Raw genomic sequence first — 16,243 nt, 5'->3', positions numbered from 1 at the left:
GGAGCGCGGATGCCTCTGGTTTGCCTTGTATACTAGATAAGCCTCTGTTTTTAATGGAGATATAAGGGTTATGGAACAGCAGATGCAAAGGCCCTGCTGCGTTTGAAGACGAACTGCATACCCAACTAAGAAAAGGACGCCTGAAATGAACCTCAAAAAACACGTGAAACTTGGCCTCTCTGCGCTCGCTCTCTCCATCTCTTTTAACTCCGTTGCAGCGGAAGATCCCATCAAGGTGGGCATCCTGCACTCACTGTCCGGCACCATGGCCATCAGTGAAACCGTTCTGAAAGACACCGTTGAAATGCTGATCGAACAACAGAACGCCAAGGGCGGTGTGCTCGGTCGTCAGATGGAAGCGGTTGTTGTAGACCCGGCCTCCAACTGGCCGCTGTTTGCTGAAAAAGCCCGCGAGCTTCTGGCCCAGGAAGAAGTCGACGTGATTTTCGGTAACTGGACCTCGGTTTCCCGTAAATCCGTACTGCCGGTGGTGGAAGAGCTGAACGGCCTTCTGTTTTACCCGGTTCAGTACGAGGGTGAGGAATCCTCCGAAAACGTCTTCTACACCGGCGCTGCGCCCAACCAGCAGGCGATTCCTGCGGTTAACTATCTGATGAACGAAATCGGCGTGGAGCGCTGGGTTCTGGCAGGTACCGACTACGTCTACCCGCGCACCACCAACAAGATCCTTGAGACCTACCTGATGGACATGGGTGTGGCCAAGGAAGACATCATGATCAACTACACGCCTTTCGGTCACTCCGACTGGCAGAACATCGTGTCTGATATCAAGCGTTTTGGTTCCGCCGGCAAGAAGACCGCCGTGGTCTCCACCATCAATGGCGACGCCAACGTGCCCTTCTACCGTGAACTGGGTAACCAGGGCATCGCGGCCTCCGACATCCCGGTTGTTGCCTTCTCCGTGGGCGAGCAGGAACTCTCCGGTATCGACACCGGCCCGCTGGTTGGCCACCTGGCCGCCTGGAACTACTTCATGAGCGTGGACAACGACGCCAACTACGACTTCATCGACCAGTGGATTGAGCACACCGGCAATGATGAAGCGGTCACCAACGACCCGATGGAAGCGCACTACATCGGCTTCAACATGTATGTGGAAGCGGTCAAGAAGGCCGGCACCACAGATGTTGATGCGGTAAAAGACGCCATCATCGGTGTGACCGTGCCCAACCTCACCGGTGGCTACGCCGCCATGATGCCCAACCACCACATCACCAAGCCGGTGCTGATCGGCGAGATCCAGGACAACGGCCAGTTTTCTGTGGTTTGGGAAACCTCTGGTCTGGTCGCGGGCGATGCCTGGTCTGACTACCTGCCTGGTTCGCGGGACATGATTGCAGATTGGCGCAAGCCGTTGTTCTGCGGCACGTTCAACACCGCAACCGGCACCTGTGGCGCGTCTGCGGGCGAAATGGCCGCTGAAGCCGAGTAAGGCTCAGACGGTAAAGCACCATCGACAGCCGGGGGTAGTTAAGCCTCCGGTTGTTGCCCCGCAACACGCTTGAAACAGACAGGACACTCTCATGAGCATTTGCCGATCGCTCACATTGCTGCTTATCGCCCTGTTTTCCCTGCTATCGCTGCCTGCAACGGCGCAGGAAGACGATCCTGGCAAGGCTCTGCTGATCAATCTCGCAGAGGCGCCGGCCAGTAAAGTGGAAGAGGCGGTGAACGCCATCGTCAGCAGTGGTGATGAAAGAGCCAGGGGCTGGCTCGAAGCCTACGGAAATAACCGCCTGAGCCGGGTAAAAGACACCGGGCAGGTTGTACTGGTACTGAACAACCGGGGCAGGGACTGGGAAATTGCCGATCCGCTGACCGGAGAGAATATGGGTGAAATGTCCCGCCGTGAGCTGGACAGAGTCGCCATCAATAACCGCATACGGGGCCAGCTTGAAGGCATACTGGCCATGCTGGACCTGAATGCCAAAGACCCAGATGTGCGCGAAGCCTCCGCGCAGGATATGATGGGCAAAGTGGATGCTTCTCTGGTCGAGCCGCTTGAGGCTCAGCTGGCGAAAGAAGAAGACGCGGCTGTACGCAACCGCATTGAAGAAGCCCTGGCCATCTACCGGGTGGGCGAGGGCAACCTGGAGGCCGTGGACGTGCTCGCCGGCAGCCTGCATCCCCGGGCCCGCGCCGCTTTGAACGAAGCCGTTCGCGGTGACAACGAGGCGCTGGCTCAACGTGCCGCCAAGGCCCTCGAAAGCATTGAACAGAAACTCCAACTGAACCGCGCCGCCGAGACCCTGTATTTCGGCCTTTCCCTCGGTTCGGTTCTGGTCCTTGCCGCCATCGGCCTGGCCATCACCTTTGGCGTGATGGGCGTGATCAACATGGCCCACGGCGAACTGATCATGCTCGGTGCCTACACCACCTGGGGCATGCAGCAACTCTTCCCCGGCCAACCTGGCCTGGCGCTGATTCTGTCGATTCCCGCCGGGTTCATGGTCGCGGCCACCGCCGGCATCATCATTGAACGCAGCGTAATCCAGTACCTCAAAGGCCGGCCGCTGGAAACCCTGCTGGCCACCTTCGGTATCAGCCTGATCCTGCAGCAGCTGGTGCGCACGGTGATCTCTCCGCAAAACCGCACCGTGGTAACGCCGGACTGGATGAGCGGCTCCCTGGTGATCAACGACGCGCTCTCGCTGACCCTGAACCGCCTCTACGTGTTGGCCTTTGCGCTGATCGTGTTCGCCGGGCTGATGTTGATCATGCGCAAGACCCGCCTGGGCCTGGAAGTGCGCGCTGTTACCCAGAACCGTGCCATGGCGCGCTCCATGGGCATCCGCGCCACCCGGGTAGACATCATGACCTTTGCCCTGGGCTCCGGCGTCGCCGGCCTGGCCGGGGTGGCGCTCTCCCAGCTCACCAACGTGGGCCCGAACCTGGGCCAGAACTACATCATCGATTCGTTCATGGTGGTGGTGTTCGGCGGCGTCGGTAACCTCTGGGGCACGCTCATTGCCGGGCTTTCCCTGGGCACCATCAACCAGCTGCTTGAACCCTGGGCCGGTGCCGTACTCGCCAAGATCATCGTGCTGGTGTTCATCATCCTGTTCATCCAGAAACGGCCGAAGGGGCTCTTCCCCCAGAAAGGCCGGGCAGCGGAGGGTTAAGGTATGTGGTTAACAAGACCCTTACAGGAACGTTCAACCCAGATATTTCTTGGCGTGCTGTTCGCGGCCGTGGTGCTGGTGACCTTCCTTCACCTGTTCATGCCCCAGGACAGCGCCCTGCACGTGAGCGCCTTTACCGTCACGCTTCTTGGCAAATACCTCTGCTACGCCCTGCTGGCAGTGGCCGTGGACCTGGTGTGGGGTTACCTCGGTATCCTCAGCCTGGGCCATGGCGCCTTCTTTGCTCTCGGCGGCTATGCCATGGGCATGTACCTGATGCGCCAGATTGGTGATCGCGGCGTGTATGGCGACCCGATCCTGCCGGACTTCATGGTTTTCCTGAACTGGCAGGAGCTGCCCTGGTTCTGGCACGGGTTCGACATGGCCTGGTTTGCCTTCATCATGGTGCTGCTGGCCCCGGGCCTGCTGGCGCTGGTGTTCGGCTTCCTGGCCTTCCGCTCACGGGTAACCGGGGTGTACCTCTCCATCATCACCCAGGCGCTCACCTTCGCGCTGATGCTGGCTTTCTTCCGCAACGAGATGGGCTTTGGCGGCAACAACGGCCTCACCGACTTCAAAGACATTCTCGGCTTTAACCTGCGCACAGACGCCACGCGCCTCGGGCTGTTCATCGCAACCGGTATCGCCCTGGCCATCGGCTACGTGATTTGCCGGGGCATTGTGACCAGCAAGCTGGGCCGGGTGAGTGTGGCCTGCCGGGATGCCGAGGCTCGAACCCGCTTCCTGGGTTACCGGGTGGAGCGGGTGCAGCTGTTCGTGTTCGTGGTCTCCGCCATGCTGGCGGGTGTGGCCGGGGCGCTGTACGTGCCTCAGGTAGGCATCATCAACCCCAGCGAATTCTCGCCTCTGTTCTCCATCGAGATCGTGGTGTGGGTGGCCCTGGGTGGCCGGGCAACCCTCTACGGCGCGGTGATCGGGGCCATCCTGGTGAACTACGCCAAAACCGTGTTCACCGGCATCATGCCGGACGCCTGGCTGTTCGCCCTCGGCGGCCTGTTCGTGCTGGTGACCGTGTTCCTGCCCAAGGGCATTGCCGGGCTGCTGCAGAAGCGCCGGAAAGCCAGCCAAGATGACGATACCCCCACCGCGCAGGAGGCGACTGTATGAGCTTGTTTCAGGAGCTGACCGACCGCGAGCATGTGTTCGAGTTTCTGACCCAGGTGCAGTCCCCGGTGGACGTGCGCCACGGGCCGATCCTGTATCTGGAAGACGTGAACGTAAGCTTTGACGGCTTCAAGGCCATCAACAACCTGAATCTCACCATCGACGACGGCGAGCTGCGCTGCATCATCGGCCCCAACGGCGCGGGTAAAACCACCATGATGGACATCATCACCGGTAAAACCCGGCCGGATACCGGCTCGGTGTGGTTCGGCAGCCGCCACAACCTGCTCACCATGAACGAGCCGGACATCGCCAGCCTGGGCATCGGCCGTAAGTTCCAGAAACCCACGGTGTTCGAAGCGCTCACCGTGTTCGAAAACCTGGAGCTGGCCATGGCGACGGACAAGCGGGTGTTCCCCACGCTCACCGCCATCATGAAAGCCGAATACCGCGACCGCATCGATGAAGTGCTGGAAATGATCGGCCTGGAATCCCTGCGCGACCGCCTCGCCGGCATCCTCTCCCACGGCCAGAAACAGTGGCTGGAAATCGGCATGCTGCTGATGCAGAAACCCCGGCTGCTGCTGGTGGACGAACCGGTAGCGGGCATGACCGAACAGGAAATGGAACGCACCGCCGAACTGCTCACCAGCCTCGCCGGCAAACAGTCGGTGGTTGTGGTGGAGCACGACATGGGCTTTGTGCGCTCCATCGCACGCAAGGTGACCGTGCTGCACCAGGGCAGCGTGCTGGCCGAAGGCTCCATGGACCAGGTCTCCAACGATCCGGAAGTGATCAAGGTGTATCTCGGGGAGGAGGCGTAATGCTGAAGATTGAAAAACTCAACCAGTTCTATGGCGAGAGCCACACCCTTTGGGATCTGGACCTGGACGTACCCCAGGGCCAGTGCACCTGCGTGATGGGCCGCAACGGCGTGGGCAAGACCACCCTGATGAAATGCATCATGGGTGAGGAAACCACCAAAAGCGGCAGCATCGAATTCGCCGGCGACGTGGAACTCACCAAAAAGAAAGTGGAAGACCGCTCCCGGCTGGGCATTGGCTACGTGCCCCAGGGCCGGCAGATCTTCCCGCTACTGACCGTGGAAGAAAACCTGCGCACCGGCCTTGCCGTGCGCAAGGACGGCAGCAAGAAAATCCCCGAGCGGGTGTATGAACTGTTTCCGGTGCTGAAAGAAATGCGCCATCGCCGCGGCGGTGACCTTTCGGGCGGCCAGCAGCAACAACTCGCCATCGGCCGCGCCCTGGTGATCGAGCCGCGCCTGCTGATCCTCGACGAGCCGGGCGAGGGCATCCAGCCCAACATCGTGGCCCAGATTGGTGAAGTGATCCGCAAGCTCATCGAGGAGGACGGCCTGACCGTGCTGCTGGTGGAACAGAAGCTTCCGTTCGCCCGCAAATACGCCGACCGGTTTGCCATCCTCGACCGCGGTCGCCGGGTAGCTGAAGACGAAATCGCCGGCCTCACCGATGAACTCATCAAGAAGCACCTGACGGTATGACGGTTTTTGAACGCATCGAACCCGCCCACGACTCCGGCCATCGTTTCGACGCCGGGCGGCACTGGGCCGCGTCCATTGCCCTGGGCTTCGACGCCCGGCCGGATGGCAGCAACACCGCCACCCGGATGACCCATGTACGCCACAAAGGCCCGTTGCGGGTGCAACGTCCGTTTTACCCGGAAGGCCGTCATGGCTGCTGCCACGTGTACCTACTGCATCCGCCGGGCGGATTGGTGAGTGGCGATGCACTGAGTATCGAGGCACGTGTAGGTAAAGACTCGCACACCCTGCTGACCACGCCAGCGGCGGCCAAGCTCTACAAGGCCGACAGCCATGGGGTGGCCTGGGCCCAGCACACCCGGCTGAAGGTGGAGCAGGGCGGCATTCTCGAATACCTGCCCCAGGAAACCCTGGCGTTTGATGGTTCCCGGGGCGAACAGACCACCACCATTGAACTGGAAGCCGGCGCCCGATGCATCGGCTGGGAAATCCTTGCCCTCGGGCGCCCGGCCAGCAAACTGCCGTTTGTTTCGGGCCACCTGGAGCAGAAATTCCGCCTGCTGATGGACGGCCGCCCCCTGTGGCTGGAACGCCAGTTGATGGACCCGAACCACGCCAGGTTCAAAGGCCACTGGGGCCAGGGCGGCGCCACCGTGCAGGCCACCCTCTGGGTGGTCGGCCTGGACGACGAAGCCGCCGCCATTGAAGAACTCAGGGAAACCCTTCCGGAAAGCCACCGCTGGGCGGTGACCCGCCGCCGGGGTGTGGTGCTGCTGCGCTACCTGGGGCAGGAACGAAACGAAGCCTGGGCCCTGTGCCAGCAAGCCTGGGAACTGATCAGACCAAGACTCACCGGCCAGCCTGCCAGCGTTCCCCGAATCTGGCTGACCTGAATAACAAGCAGAATGCGACGCGATCAACGGAGCAAACAACGATGGAATTAACGCCAAGAGACAAAGACAAACTGCTGCTGTTCACAGCAGCCCTGCTGGCCGAGCGCCGGAAAGCCAAAGGCCTGAAGCTCAACTATCCGGAAGCCGTGGCCCTGATCAGCGCCGAAATCATGGAAGGCGCCCGCGAGGGCCGCACCGTGGCCGAGCTGATGGCCGCCGGCACCGAAGTCCTCACCCGTGATGACGTGATGGACGGCATCGCCGAAATGGTCGACGAAGTGCAGGTGGAGGCTACCTTCCCCGATGGCACCAAGCTCGTCACCGTCCACAACCCCATCGTGTAAGGAGCGCGCCATGATTCCCGGTGAATACCAGCTCAAAGACGGCGACATCGAACTCTGCGAAGGCCGTGAGCGCATCCAGATAGACGTGGCCAATACCGGCGACCGCCCGATCCAGATCGGCTCTCACTACCACTTTGCCGAAGCCAACCCGGCCCTGGATTTCGACCGTGCCAAGGCCCGTGGCTACCGCCTGGACGTGGCGGCCGGCACCGCCATCCGCTTCGAACCCGGCCAGAGCCGCGAAGTGACGCTGATCCCGTTTGCGGGCGGCCGTGAAATCTACGGTTTCCGGCAGGAAGTCATGGGCAAACTGGAGGGCCAGAAATGAAAATTACCCGACAAGCCTACGCCGACATGTACGGCCCAACCACCGGCGACCGGGTAAGGCTCGGCGACACCGACCTGTGGATTGAAGTGGAAAGCGACGCCGCCCACTACGGCGACGAAGTAAAATTCGGCGGCGGCAAGGTTATCCGCGACGGCATGGGCCAGAGCCAGCGTGCCGATGCCGCCGTGATGGACACCGTGATCACCAACGCCTTGATTCTCGACTGGTGGGGCATCGTCAAAGCCGACGTGGGCATCCAGAAAGGCCGCATCGCCGCCATCGGCAAGGCCGGCAACCCGGACACCCAGCCGGACGTGACCATCGTGATCGGCCCCGGCACCGAAATCATCGCCGGTGAGGGCAAGATCCTCACCGCCGGCGGCATCGATGCCCACATCCACTTCATCTGCCCCCAGCAGGTGGAAGAAGCGCTAATGAGCGGTATCACCACCATGCTCGGCGGCGGCACCGGCCCGGCCACGGGCACCAACGCCACCACCTGCACGCCGGGCCCGTGGCACATTGGCAAGATGCTCCAGGCGGTGGATTCCCTGCCCATGAACATTGGTTTTCTGGGCAAGGGCAACGCCTCCCTGCCGGAATCCCTGGAACTGCAGATCCAGGCTGGCGCCATTGGCCTGAAGCTGCATGAAGACTGGGGCACCACCCCGGCCAGCATCGATAACTGCCTCACCGTGGCCGACAAATACGATGTGCAGGTGGCGATTCACACCGACACCCTGAACGAATCCGGCTTTGTGGAAGACACTCTGGCCGCGTTCAAAGAACGTTGCATCCACACCTACCACACCGAAGGCGCCGGCGGTGGCCACGCACCGGACATCATCACCGCCTGCTCCAAGGATTACGTGCTGCCGTCGTCCACCAACCCGACACGACCCTACACCGTGAACACCATCGACGAACACCTCGACATGCTGATGGTGTGCCACCACCTGGACCCGAACATCCCGGAAGACGTCGCCTTTGCCGACTCCCGCATCCGCCGCGAGACCATCGCCGCCGAGGACATCCTGCAGGACATGGGCGTGATCTCCATGATCGCCTCAGACTCCCAGGCCATGGGCCGGGTGGGCGAAGTGGTGTGCCGCACCTGGCAGACCGCCCACAAGATGAGACAGCAGCGCGGCCTGCTGCCGGAAGACGAAGACCGTGGCGCCGACAACCTGCGCGCCAAACGCTACATCGCCAAGTACACCATCAACCCGGCCATCACCCATGGCATCGCCCATGAAGTGGGTTCCGTGGAAGTGGGCAAGCTGGCGGACCTGGTGCTCTGGAGCCCGGCGTTCTTCGGCGTGAAGCCGGCCACCATCCTCAAAGGCGGCATGATTGCCGCTGCACCCATGGGCGACCCGAACGCCTCGATTCCCACGCCCCAGCCGGTGCATTACCGCCCCATGTTCGGCGCCTTCGGCAAGGCGGCCAGTGCCACCCGCCTGAGCTTTGTGAGCCAGGCGGCAATTGATGCCGGTATTGGCAAAGAGCTTGGCCTGGACAGCCCATTATCCGCCTGCAAGGGCGTACGTGAGGTGCGCAAGGGCGACATGAAACTGAACGACGCGTGCCCGCACATCACCGTGGACCCGCAAACCTACGAAGTGCATGCCGATGGCGAACTGCTCACCTGTGAGCCCGCCACCGAACTGCCCCTGGCCCAGCGCTACCATCTCTTTTAATCAATACAGCTCAAGGCTGTTCTGAGCCGGGTACTGGAGAACTGATTATGTTGGAACTGACAAAACGCCTGAGCGAACAGGAAGCTGCCGAAATCGACAGCTCCGAAATCCTCGATAACCTGATTTTGCCGTACGAGCTGCGCATCCGTGGCCGCCTGCGCGCCACCACCCAGACCAGGGTGGACGTGGGCCTGTTTCTTGATCGCGGCCCCGTGCTGCGGGACGGCGACCTGCTACTGGCAAAAACCGGAGAGATCATTCGCATCCGCGCGGCCGAGGAACAGGTGGTCACCGCCCGAATCGAAAACGGCCAGCCCCTGGCGCGCCTGTGTTACCACCTGGGCAACCGCCACGTGACCCTGGCCATCGGCATGGACGACAAAGGCGCCTACGTGCGCATTACCCCGGACCACGTGCTGGAAGAACTGGCGGAACGCCTGGGTGCCACACTTGTGCACCACACCGCGCCATTCGATCCGGAACCCGGAGCCTACACCCAGGCCGGGTATTCCCATGGAAACGGGCACAGCCACGGCCATTCCCACGGCCATTCCCACGGCCACAGCCATTCACACGATCACGACCACGGGCACAGCCATGGCCACAGTCACAGTCACAAACACACCCACTGAGGCCGCCACCCCGCAGGTGGACGACCTGGCATTGCTGGGCCTGATGCAACTGGTCAGCCCCGCACTGCCCATCGGCGCCTTCGCCTGGTCCCAGGGCCTGGAAAGCGCCTTCGAACTGGGCTGGGTGAACAACGAAGCCGAACTGGCCCAGTGGATTGAAGGCGTGCTGGAAGACGGCCTCAGCCGCTGCGAACTGCCCCTGCTGGTGCGTTTGCAGACCGCCTGGGCCGAAGGTGATGCCATTGCGCTGGCAAAGTGGAACGACTGGCTGCACGCCACCCGGGAAACCGCCGAACTGAGCGACGAAGACACCCGCCTCGGCGGCGCCCTCGTTACTCTCTTGCGCAACCTGGAGCTGCTGCCAGAGCCACACCTGATTCCGGAAGAGCCCGGCTACATCACCATGTTCGCCTGGGCCGCCCATAAACGCTTTTTACCGGTGCGCCAGACGCTGCTCGGCTTCGCCTGGGCCTGGCTGGAAAACCAGCTCGCGGTGGCCTGCAAGGCATTGCCCCTCGGCCATACCGCCGCACAGCGCATTATCGAACGGCTGCGGCCGCAACTGGCGGTGGCGGTAGACACGGCCCTGGAACGAAACGATCACGAACTCGGGCCCATCCTGCCGGGACTGGCGCTCGGAAGTGCACTGCATGAAACACAGTATTCACGGCTTTTCAGAAGCTGAATAACAATTGAGGAGATCTGCCATGACACATTGTCTGAGAGTTGGAGTGGGTGGCCCGGTTGGTTCCGGCAAAACCGCCCTCTTGCGCCAGTTGTGCAAAGCCCTGCGGGATCACTACGACATCGCCGTGGTGACCAACGACATTTACACCCGGGAAGACGCCGACTTCCTCCTGCGCCACGAAGCCCTGGCCGCAGACCGCATCCTCGGCGTGGAAACCGGGGGCTGCCCCCACACCGCCATTCGCGAAGACGCCTCCATGAACCTGGCGGCCATCGACGACCTGCAAAACCGCCACCCGAACCTGGAACTGGTGCTGGTGGAATCCGGCGGCGACAACCTTTCCGCCACCTTCAGCCCGGAACTGAGCGACCTCACCCTCTACGTGATCGACGTCTCCGCTGGCGACAAGATCCCCCGCAAAGGCGGCCCCGGCATCACCAAATCCGACCTGCTGATCATCAACAAGATCGACATCGCGGAACAGGTGCACGCCTCCCTGGATGTGATGGAGCGGGACAGCAAGAAAATGCGCGGCGAACGCCCCTTCGTGTTCACCAACCTTTACGACGGAGTAGGGCTGGAGACGATCATCAGCTTCATTCTGGAGCGGGGCATGCTGCCGGAGCGCCGGCCTGAGAAGCTTGCCGAGACTGCTTAGAGAAACCGGATTTTGAGATTTAAACGAACTACGGAGAGAAAACTATGCAACTGACTAACCGATTGACTATGACTGCCGGCCTGCTACTGATCTCAGGTGCTGCCTTTGGTCACGCCGGCCATGAAGCACTTGGTGATGGAGTGCATATTGAATACTTCCTGGCGGCTGGTGCTGCGGTTGCTGCTGGCATCTACGCGCTGATGCGGCATAAACGAGGCGGGCAGGATTGAGGAGAGACCTAGACTGATTTGCTCCTTATTGGTTTGAAAAGCCGCTCCTGATTCGGGCGGCTTTTCCGTTTTTGAATTACTAAATTTTACGTCCGAAGGGTAGGAAGTTACCTTACGATTAGGCTAGTGTGTATTCAGAAGAAACGGACTGACGCCGCTGTTAAGGATAACGGATGGACCACACCCAGCTACTGCACACCCTCCAAAACGCCATTCCAACGGCCATCTGGTATCTGATTCCGTTCTTCCTCGTTGCGGCGGTCATCAAATCGCCTTGGTTCAAAGGCAGAGCCGGGGAAGCGGTGGTTAACCTTTCCGCCAAACTCTTTCTCGATAAAACCCGTTACCACCTAATCAAGAATGTCACCCTGCCCACGGAAGACGGCACCACCCAGATCGACCACATCATCGTTTCCCGGTACGGGGTGTTTGTGGTGGAAACCAAGAACATGAAGGGCTGGATCTTCGGTAACGCCAAACAGCGGTATTGGACACAGAAGATCTTCAAGTACTCGCAGAAATTTCAGAACCCGCTGCACCAGAACTACAAACACGTTAAGACACTGCAAAGCCTGTTGGAGCTGAGTGATGAGCAGGTGTTTTCGGTAGTGGTCTTTGTGGGGGATTCGACGTTCAAAACGCCAATGCCGGAGAACGTGACCCACGGTGGTGGGTATGTCCGCTATATCAAAGCCCAAACCGAGCAGCGGCTGTCGGATGTTGAGGTTCAGAAGGTAATCGAAGCCATTGAATCCGGGCGGCTGGCGGCTACGTTCAAAAATCACAGATATCACGTCAAGCATGTGAAGGAGGTCGTGGCGAAGAAAAACAGTGAGCCACGATGCCCGAAGTGCCAGGGTGAGATGGTAAAGCGCACGGTGAAGCGTGGAGAGAATATTGGGAAGGACTTTTATGGCTGCAAGGCATTTCCCAAGTGCCGGGGGATGGTTGGTGCTTCGTTATTGCAGAAACGAAGCTCTCAAATGATTACGGAGCGACCAGAATGTTAACGCAACGGAGCGTATTGATTTAAGTGGTTTAACTGGCGAAATCTGAGTTTTTGGTTCTGAGCTTTTATTGACGCTCAAATGATTCCAATAAAGAAGCGCGCTATCTATTTACTGTTAGGCTTAAATTATGTTTTTCCACATCGACGAGTCAGGGAATACAGGCAACAATCTTTTTGACGAAGCTCAACCTCGACTAAGCTATGGGGTGCTCTCTAGCAAGAGAAACGTCGATGCACTGTGCCTTTCTACACATAAAAAGATATTAAAGGAAATTGGCCAACCTCAAATACATGCAAATGAGCTAGGGTTTGGTGGTCTCGTAAAAATAGCTGATCACTTGATCGAACTTCAGGAAAGGATGGAATTCGACTTCGACTACTATTTTATCGAAAAGCCTGATTATGCGCTTGTTTTGTTTTTTGATGCAGTATTCGATGCTGGACTAAATGAGGCAGTCAAGTGGGATGTTTATTGGACTCCCATGAGATACCTTGTAATTCACAAATTATCTATCTTGTTCGATGAAAAGCTACTTCGCGAGTCGTGGCGCTTATGCATAGCAAAGCGAATAGAAAGATATACCGATGACATTGTCAATCTGCTTTCCGAAGTGCGAGACCGCGTTGTCCAGTCTGGGCTGGACGCTCGCTCTGTAGAAATCATCGTTGATGCGATGAATTATGGGATTGCGAATCCACTGCATTTAGACTTTGGTCACCCAGATCAAAAGATGATTTCTCCAAACGCAGTGGGCTTTCAGTTTGTGGTTTCATGTATTGCTCGTCGGGTTCGAAAGAAAAGGCGAAAAAGAGCTAACTCAATAATCGTCGATAGACAGAATTAATTCAATAATGCTCAGATTGGAACCCATTACAACCTTTCAAGAATTTCTGAGGGAATTAGGAAGGCGCCTCAGAAAGAGAAGGACATTTATCTTAATCATCCACTTTTTTCTACATTTGAAAAATCTGAAATATTGAACGAGGGCCTTTCTGATAAAGAGCTCACGATTTCAAAGAGTTCGGATTCTATAGGTTTGCAAATCGTTGATGTCTATCTCTGGATAGCAAATAAAATAGTTTCCGGACAAGAGTTGCCTTATGAACTTTGGAATCTATGGTCCATGTTTGTTGACAGGAGTACTATTGATGGTATTTCTTTAGATGGTATGGCGGCGCGATTTAAAACTTTTGAGAGGACATTGCCAAAGCTAGAAGAGCTATCTGAGGAACAAAAAAAGGTAGTAGCACAGTCTGTAGAAGCACACCGAAAAAAAGTTCAGGCGCTTGGAAGCGATAAACATTCTGAAGCCTAACAAATCGCGTCACTCGGAGGTTCTGTATCCCTGTTCAATGGAAACAATATTCGGGTAAAGTACCCGCACCGTCGACCAGGTGGCGGAATTAAGATTGTAATCCAGAATTCATCAGAGCATGGGACTGAAGAATATTCCGCTCAACACGTAGTTGATAACAATATCAGGATCATTGGCCGCGTATTTTGGTGGTCAGTACTGAGGTAGGAGGAAATGGATGTTCACCCGCCAGCAGGTCAGGGACCATATCAGGCACCCAAAGGCCGTCCGCTCCATCGTTTTTAGACCCGCCAGCAAATCGAGGGATATGCCGAAGTTCCTCAACATGAAGAGTCGTAGGGTCGAACACACAGATTTAATGGATGCTGGTGGGAACTACCGAGCTTTGTTTCTATGGCGAGATGGCGCCTACTTTGACAAGCGAAAATTCTCAGCTTGGCTATTCTTATCGCAGGGTGAAGATCTTATTCCAATCGCAAGAATGGACTATCACCCGTCGCACAAAGGGTTTCACGTCCATTTCAACTGTGAGGATGGCCGTGATTTAACCAATAGAGCTCTTCCAGGAGTCAAGGAGTTGGCTTTCGGTAAAACTCGACGGTTGGACCCGAAATTGGATATTGATCGTATTAATTTGGTCGACCAAGCTCTAAAATGCCTTGGCATTTCGTTGCCCAGCGAGCAGGGAGGGCTGTTCTAATGGACACAAAACAACTTCAGTCGGAGCTATGCAAAGGCTTCTATATTCGTCCGACAGAAGCCGGAGGTGTATCCATTTCCACGCCTTTCACCTATGACGACGGTGACAGCGTTGTTCTATTCGTTTTGCCTATATCCGACGGAACCTTCCGAATAGACGATAACGGCGAGGCCGCATTTCGGCTGATGACGGATGGCGTCAGCATCGAAAAAGGCAAGCCCCAGGCTTGGATCAAATCTTTGGAGTTCAGTCACCAGGTATTTTGGGACGAGGTGGACGAAGAGTTATTTGCTGTAGCTAGTTCAGCTGCTGAGGTGGCTGACGCGGCAATGCGTGTAGCAGAGTGTTCCGCGCAGATGCAGGTCCTGTCTGCGTTTCGGCAGGATCGCAAGATATCTGACTTCAAAGATCAAATCATGAGTGTTCTTCGGGAAGTGGAGAAGGAAACGCAGATTGAAGCTCGCTATGACTTCGCTGCTGACCCGAACCAGCAGATCTTTGTCGACGCTTACTTCATGTCGAAAATTCCGATTTCCGTTGTGGTTGCAACCTCTGGCGAGCGCTTAATGGAAGCGGAGCTACTGTGGAGCATGAGCCAGCAATTGAAGGATCCCATGCGGGTAATCGCAGTGTTTGAAGATATGACGAAATTCAGCGACAAGCAGTTGGCGCGGGCTAGTTATTACACAGATAAAGCCGTTCCTTGGAAGGGCATGCCTGCAGCCTTTCGTAAGCTTATGACAACGGAAGTTACCGGAAAACACTGATGTGGAAGTTGCTTCTGGTGTTTTCCTCTTGCCAAGGAAATTAGGTGCCCAATGAAAAATGAATCTGCTGACGATATGTGGGCGGAGCTGAAGTCCAGCAAACCCAAGATGATATTCATGATCGTCTTGGTTGTTGGTGCTCTGGCCGGTGTTTTCAGCAAAAGCTTCCAGATCCCCGGTTTTCAGGCCGAACACCTAAGCCTGTCCTATGACCAGATGATGGATCAGATCTATACTTCTGGTCTCACGTCAGCCCAGGAAGCTGAAAAGAAATCCCAGTTCGTCGGCAAGCGCGTGACCTGGACGGGGACCGTTATCGATGTTGAGCCGGGCTACCGGGGCAATAGGATTGAGCTTAGCGACGGGGATCAAAGAGCGCTGGCCGATTATTTCCTTGAGGAAGTCCCCGACAATCAGGCGCTCTCACTCTCCCAAGAAGACGTCATCCGCTTTACAGGAACGATCGATAGATTCACCGATGGAGTGCTTACCGGATATGTCCATTTTACTGATGTCGATTTAAAGTAACTCCCTGCTTTATTTGCAATACTCCGACAGCTTTAATATCTATCTATTTGCGCTTTGTCCTCAATTTTCTGAAAACCGGGACAGATCTATTAATGCGGTTATTTGGGCAAGTTGGCGCGCTTTTCCGGAGACATTCCCTTTTCCCATTCAGCTTCCTCTCCCGGCGCTGGCAAAAACCGCCCAAACTCGATCATCTGGGTGGCCGGAACGTCTTGCAGATAGATCCAGACATTTTCAGCTGTGATGTCCACGATTTGGGCAATTTCTTCAAGCATCTGGCTCATCAGGGCTTGTTTGATCTGGGTGGTTCTGCCCTCCCGAACCAGGCCGTACACATACACCTCAGGCGCGGTGTTCACTCTGCCACCCACAAAGTGATCGCCCTCATTGGCCGCATAAAACAGAACCTGGGCAAAGAACCGGGGAGCGCCGGTTTGGGCGTTGTGGGCCGTTGTGATGGCCTCGGCGATCTGTGATTTCTGCTGCGGCGACAGAGACAGATTCGCGACCGTGACGGTGCGGAGTCTGTCAACGTAGATGTCGCGTTTAAGTCATCAGCTCTTTAACAATTGGCCGCCTTTTCCGGGTTCAGAGTGACTGATTCCGGCAAGCTGAAGTTTCGGATATCACCAGACCAGCGACGCGGGTTCTCGGCTTTCG

The 16,243-nt window shown here is 57.4% G+C and carries 20 protein-coding genes; 19 read left to right on the top strand and 1 reads right to left on the bottom strand.

Annotation, left to right across the window (positions count from 1 at the left end):
• The first annotated feature begins 145 nt into the window (after positions 1–145).
• From urtA to AC13E3_RS07305, 19 genes are all read left to right on the top strand, one after another.
• Positions 146–1,453, top strand: a complete 1,308-nt coding sequence (urtA, locus tag AC13E3_RS07395) for an urea ABC transporter substrate-binding protein (protein ID WP_008175225.1) — start codon at positions 146–148, stop codon at positions 1,451–1,453.
• A 91-nt stretch (positions 1,454–1,544) separates the two neighbouring features.
• A complete protein-coding gene (gene urtB / locus AC13E3_RS07390; RefSeq protein ID WP_008175223.1) occupies positions 1,545–3,143 on the top strand; it encodes an urea ABC transporter permease subunit UrtB in 1,599 nt (532 codons plus the stop codon).
• A 3-nt stretch (positions 3,144–3,146) separates the two neighbouring features.
• A complete protein-coding gene (gene urtC / locus AC13E3_RS07385; RefSeq protein WP_008175221.1) occupies positions 3,147–4,271 on the top strand; it encodes an urea ABC transporter permease subunit UrtC in 1,125 nt (374 codons plus the stop codon).
• Entirely contained in the window at positions 4,268–5,092 is an 825-nt protein-coding gene (gene urtD / locus AC13E3_RS07380; RefSeq protein WP_008175220.1) for an urea ABC transporter ATP-binding protein UrtD, read from the top strand. Before urtC ends, urtD begins: the two co-directional genes overlap by 4 nt.
• A complete protein-coding gene (gene urtE / locus AC13E3_RS07375) occupies positions 5,092–5,790 on the top strand; it encodes an urea ABC transporter ATP-binding subunit UrtE (protein WP_008175218.1) in 699 nt (232 codons plus the stop codon). The genes urtD and urtE overlap by 1 nt, the downstream gene beginning before the upstream one ends.
• Positions 5,787–6,683 (top strand): urease accessory protein UreD, encoded by an 897-nt coding sequence (locus AC13E3_RS07370; RefSeq protein ID WP_092031968.1) that lies wholly within the window; start codon positions 5,787–5,789, stop codon positions 6,681–6,683. The genes urtE and AC13E3_RS07370 overlap by 4 nt, the downstream gene beginning before the upstream one ends.
• Before the next feature lie 41 nt (positions 6,684–6,724).
• Positions 6,725–7,027 (top strand): urease subunit gamma, encoded by a 303-nt coding sequence (gene ureA, locus AC13E3_RS07365; RefSeq protein WP_092031965.1) that lies wholly within the window; start codon positions 6,725–6,727, stop codon positions 7,025–7,027.
• Between the two features lie 10 nt (positions 7,028–7,037).
• On the top strand, positions 7,038–7,355 hold the full coding sequence (locus AC13E3_RS07360) for an urease subunit beta (protein ID WP_008175206.1): 318 nt from the start codon (positions 7,038–7,040) through the stop codon (positions 7,353–7,355).
• The gene (gene ureC / locus AC13E3_RS07355; RefSeq protein ID WP_092031962.1) at positions 7,352–9,055 is read left to right on the top strand and encodes an urease subunit alpha; all 1,704 of its coding nucleotides are present in this window, start codon (positions 7,352–7,354) and stop codon (positions 9,053–9,055) included. Before AC13E3_RS07360 ends, ureC begins: the two co-directional genes overlap by 4 nt.
• A gap of 47 nt (positions 9,056–9,102) precedes the next feature.
• A complete protein-coding gene (locus tag AC13E3_RS07350; protein WP_092031960.1) occupies positions 9,103–9,687 on the top strand; it encodes an urease accessory protein UreE in 585 nt (194 codons plus the stop codon).
• Positions 9,653–10,372 (top strand): urease accessory protein UreF, encoded by a 720-nt coding sequence (locus tag AC13E3_RS07345; RefSeq protein ID WP_092031957.1) that lies wholly within the window; start codon positions 9,653–9,655, stop codon positions 10,370–10,372. Before AC13E3_RS07350 ends, AC13E3_RS07345 begins: the two co-directional genes overlap by 35 nt.
• A 22-nt stretch (positions 10,373–10,394) precedes the next feature.
• Positions 10,395–11,033 carry an urease accessory protein UreG gene (gene ureG / locus AC13E3_RS07340; protein ID WP_041645525.1) on the top strand — a complete coding sequence of 213 codons (639 nt, stop codon included), beginning with the start codon at positions 10,395–10,397 and terminating at the stop codon, positions 11,031–11,033.
• Between the two features lie 44 nt (positions 11,034–11,077).
• The gene (locus AC13E3_RS07335; protein WP_139216036.1) at positions 11,078–11,263 is read left to right on the top strand and encodes a hypothetical protein; all 186 of its coding nucleotides are present in this window, start codon (positions 11,078–11,080) and stop codon (positions 11,261–11,263) included.
• A gap of 173 nt (positions 11,264–11,436) precedes the next feature.
• A complete protein-coding gene (locus AC13E3_RS07330; protein WP_405417008.1) occupies positions 11,437–12,273 on the top strand; it encodes a nuclease-related domain-containing protein in 837 nt (278 codons plus the stop codon).
• A 127-nt stretch (positions 12,274–12,400) separates the two neighbouring features.
• A complete protein-coding gene (locus AC13E3_RS07325; RefSeq protein ID WP_482901871.1) occupies positions 12,401–13,117 on the top strand; it encodes a hypothetical protein in 717 nt (238 codons plus the stop codon).
• 192 nt (positions 13,118–13,309) lie between these two features.
• Complete coding sequence (locus AC13E3_RS07320; RefSeq protein WP_482901870.1) at positions 13,310–13,588, top strand: hypothetical protein; 279 nt, start codon at positions 13,310–13,312, stop codon at positions 13,586–13,588.
• A gap of 217 nt (positions 13,589–13,805) precedes the next feature.
• On the top strand, positions 13,806–14,288 hold the full coding sequence (locus AC13E3_RS07315) for a hypothetical protein (RefSeq protein ID WP_405417004.1): 483 nt from the start codon (positions 13,806–13,808) through the stop codon (positions 14,286–14,288).
• Positions 14,288–15,055, top strand: a complete 768-nt coding sequence (locus tag AC13E3_RS07310) for a DUF1828 domain-containing protein (protein WP_405417002.1) — start codon at positions 14,288–14,290, stop codon at positions 15,053–15,055. Before AC13E3_RS07315 ends, AC13E3_RS07310 begins: the two co-directional genes overlap by 1 nt.
• Positions 15,056–15,106: 51 nt before the next feature.
• Positions 15,107–15,583 carry a hypothetical protein gene (locus tag AC13E3_RS07305; RefSeq protein ID WP_405417000.1) on the top strand — a complete coding sequence of 159 codons (477 nt, stop codon included), beginning with the start codon at positions 15,107–15,109 and terminating at the stop codon, positions 15,581–15,583.
• Between the two features lie 98 nt (positions 15,584–15,681).
• Here the strand turns inward: AC13E3_RS07305 and AC13E3_RS07300 are convergent, their stop codons facing one another.
• Complete coding sequence (locus AC13E3_RS07300; RefSeq protein WP_482901901.1) at positions 15,682–16,077, bottom strand: tautomerase family protein; 396 nt, start codon at positions 16,075–16,077, stop codon at positions 15,682–15,684.
• Between the last annotated feature and the right edge of the window lie 166 nt (positions 16,078–16,243).

It is taken from the genome of Marinobacter sp. L-80 (assembly GCF_056859395.1).
The sequence above is the reverse complement of the archived record's forward strand: the minus strand, read 5'-3'. Positions and strand labels throughout refer to the sequence as shown.

Excerpts from the sequence above, each read along its gene's own strand:
- AC13E3_RS07305 (WP_405417000.1), top strand. The coding sequence starts at position 15,107 with ATGAAAAATGAATCTGCTGACGATATGTGGGCGGAGCTGAAGTCCAGC.
- AC13E3_RS07315 (WP_405417004.1), top strand. The coding sequence starts at position 13,806 with ATGTTCACCCGCCAGCAGGTCAGGGACCATATCAGGCACCCAAAGGCC.
- AC13E3_RS07350 (WP_092031960.1), top strand. The coding sequence starts at position 9,103 with ATGTTGGAACTGACAAAACGCCTGAGCGAACAGGAAGCTGCCGAAATC.
- AC13E3_RS07325 (WP_482901871.1), top strand. The coding sequence starts at position 12,401 with ATGTTTTTCCACATCGACGAGTCAGGGAATACAGGCAACAATCTTTTT.
- ureC (WP_092031962.1), top strand. The coding sequence starts at position 7,352 with ATGAAAATTACCCGACAAGCCTACGCCGACATGTACGGCCCAACCACC.
- AC13E3_RS07330 (WP_405417008.1), top strand. The coding sequence starts at position 11,437 with ATGGACCACACCCAGCTACTGCACACCCTCCAAAACGCCATTCCAACG.
- AC13E3_RS07360 (WP_008175206.1), top strand. The coding sequence starts at position 7,038 with ATGATTCCCGGTGAATACCAGCTCAAAGACGGCGACATCGAACTCTGC.
- AC13E3_RS07310 (WP_405417002.1), top strand. The coding sequence starts at position 14,288 with ATGGACACAAAACAACTTCAGTCGGAGCTATGCAAAGGCTTCTATATT.
- ureA (WP_092031965.1), top strand. The coding sequence starts at position 6,725 with ATGGAATTAACGCCAAGAGACAAAGACAAACTGCTGCTGTTCACAGCA.
- AC13E3_RS07370 (WP_092031968.1), top strand. The coding sequence starts at position 5,787 with ATGACGGTTTTTGAACGCATCGAACCCGCCCACGACTCCGGCCATCGT.
- AC13E3_RS07335 (WP_139216036.1), top strand. The coding sequence starts at position 11,078 with ATGCAACTGACTAACCGATTGACTATGACTGCCGGCCTGCTACTGATC.
- ureG (WP_041645525.1), top strand. The coding sequence starts at position 10,395 with ATGACACATTGTCTGAGAGTTGGAGTGGGTGGCCCGGTTGGTTCCGGC.
- urtB (WP_008175223.1), top strand. The coding sequence starts at position 1,545 with ATGAGCATTTGCCGATCGCTCACATTGCTGCTTATCGCCCTGTTTTCC.
- AC13E3_RS07345 (WP_092031957.1), top strand. The coding sequence starts at position 9,653 with ATGGCCACAGTCACAGTCACAAACACACCCACTGAGGCCGCCACCCCG.
- urtD (WP_008175220.1), top strand. The coding sequence starts at position 4,268 with ATGAGCTTGTTTCAGGAGCTGACCGACCGCGAGCATGTGTTCGAGTTT.
- urtA (WP_008175225.1), top strand. The coding sequence starts at position 146 with ATGAACCTCAAAAAACACGTGAAACTTGGCCTCTCTGCGCTCGCTCTC.
- urtE (WP_008175218.1), top strand. The coding sequence starts at position 5,092 with ATGCTGAAGATTGAAAAACTCAACCAGTTCTATGGCGAGAGCCACACC.
- urtC (WP_008175221.1), top strand. The coding sequence starts at position 3,147 with ATGTGGTTAACAAGACCCTTACAGGAACGTTCAACCCAGATATTTCTT.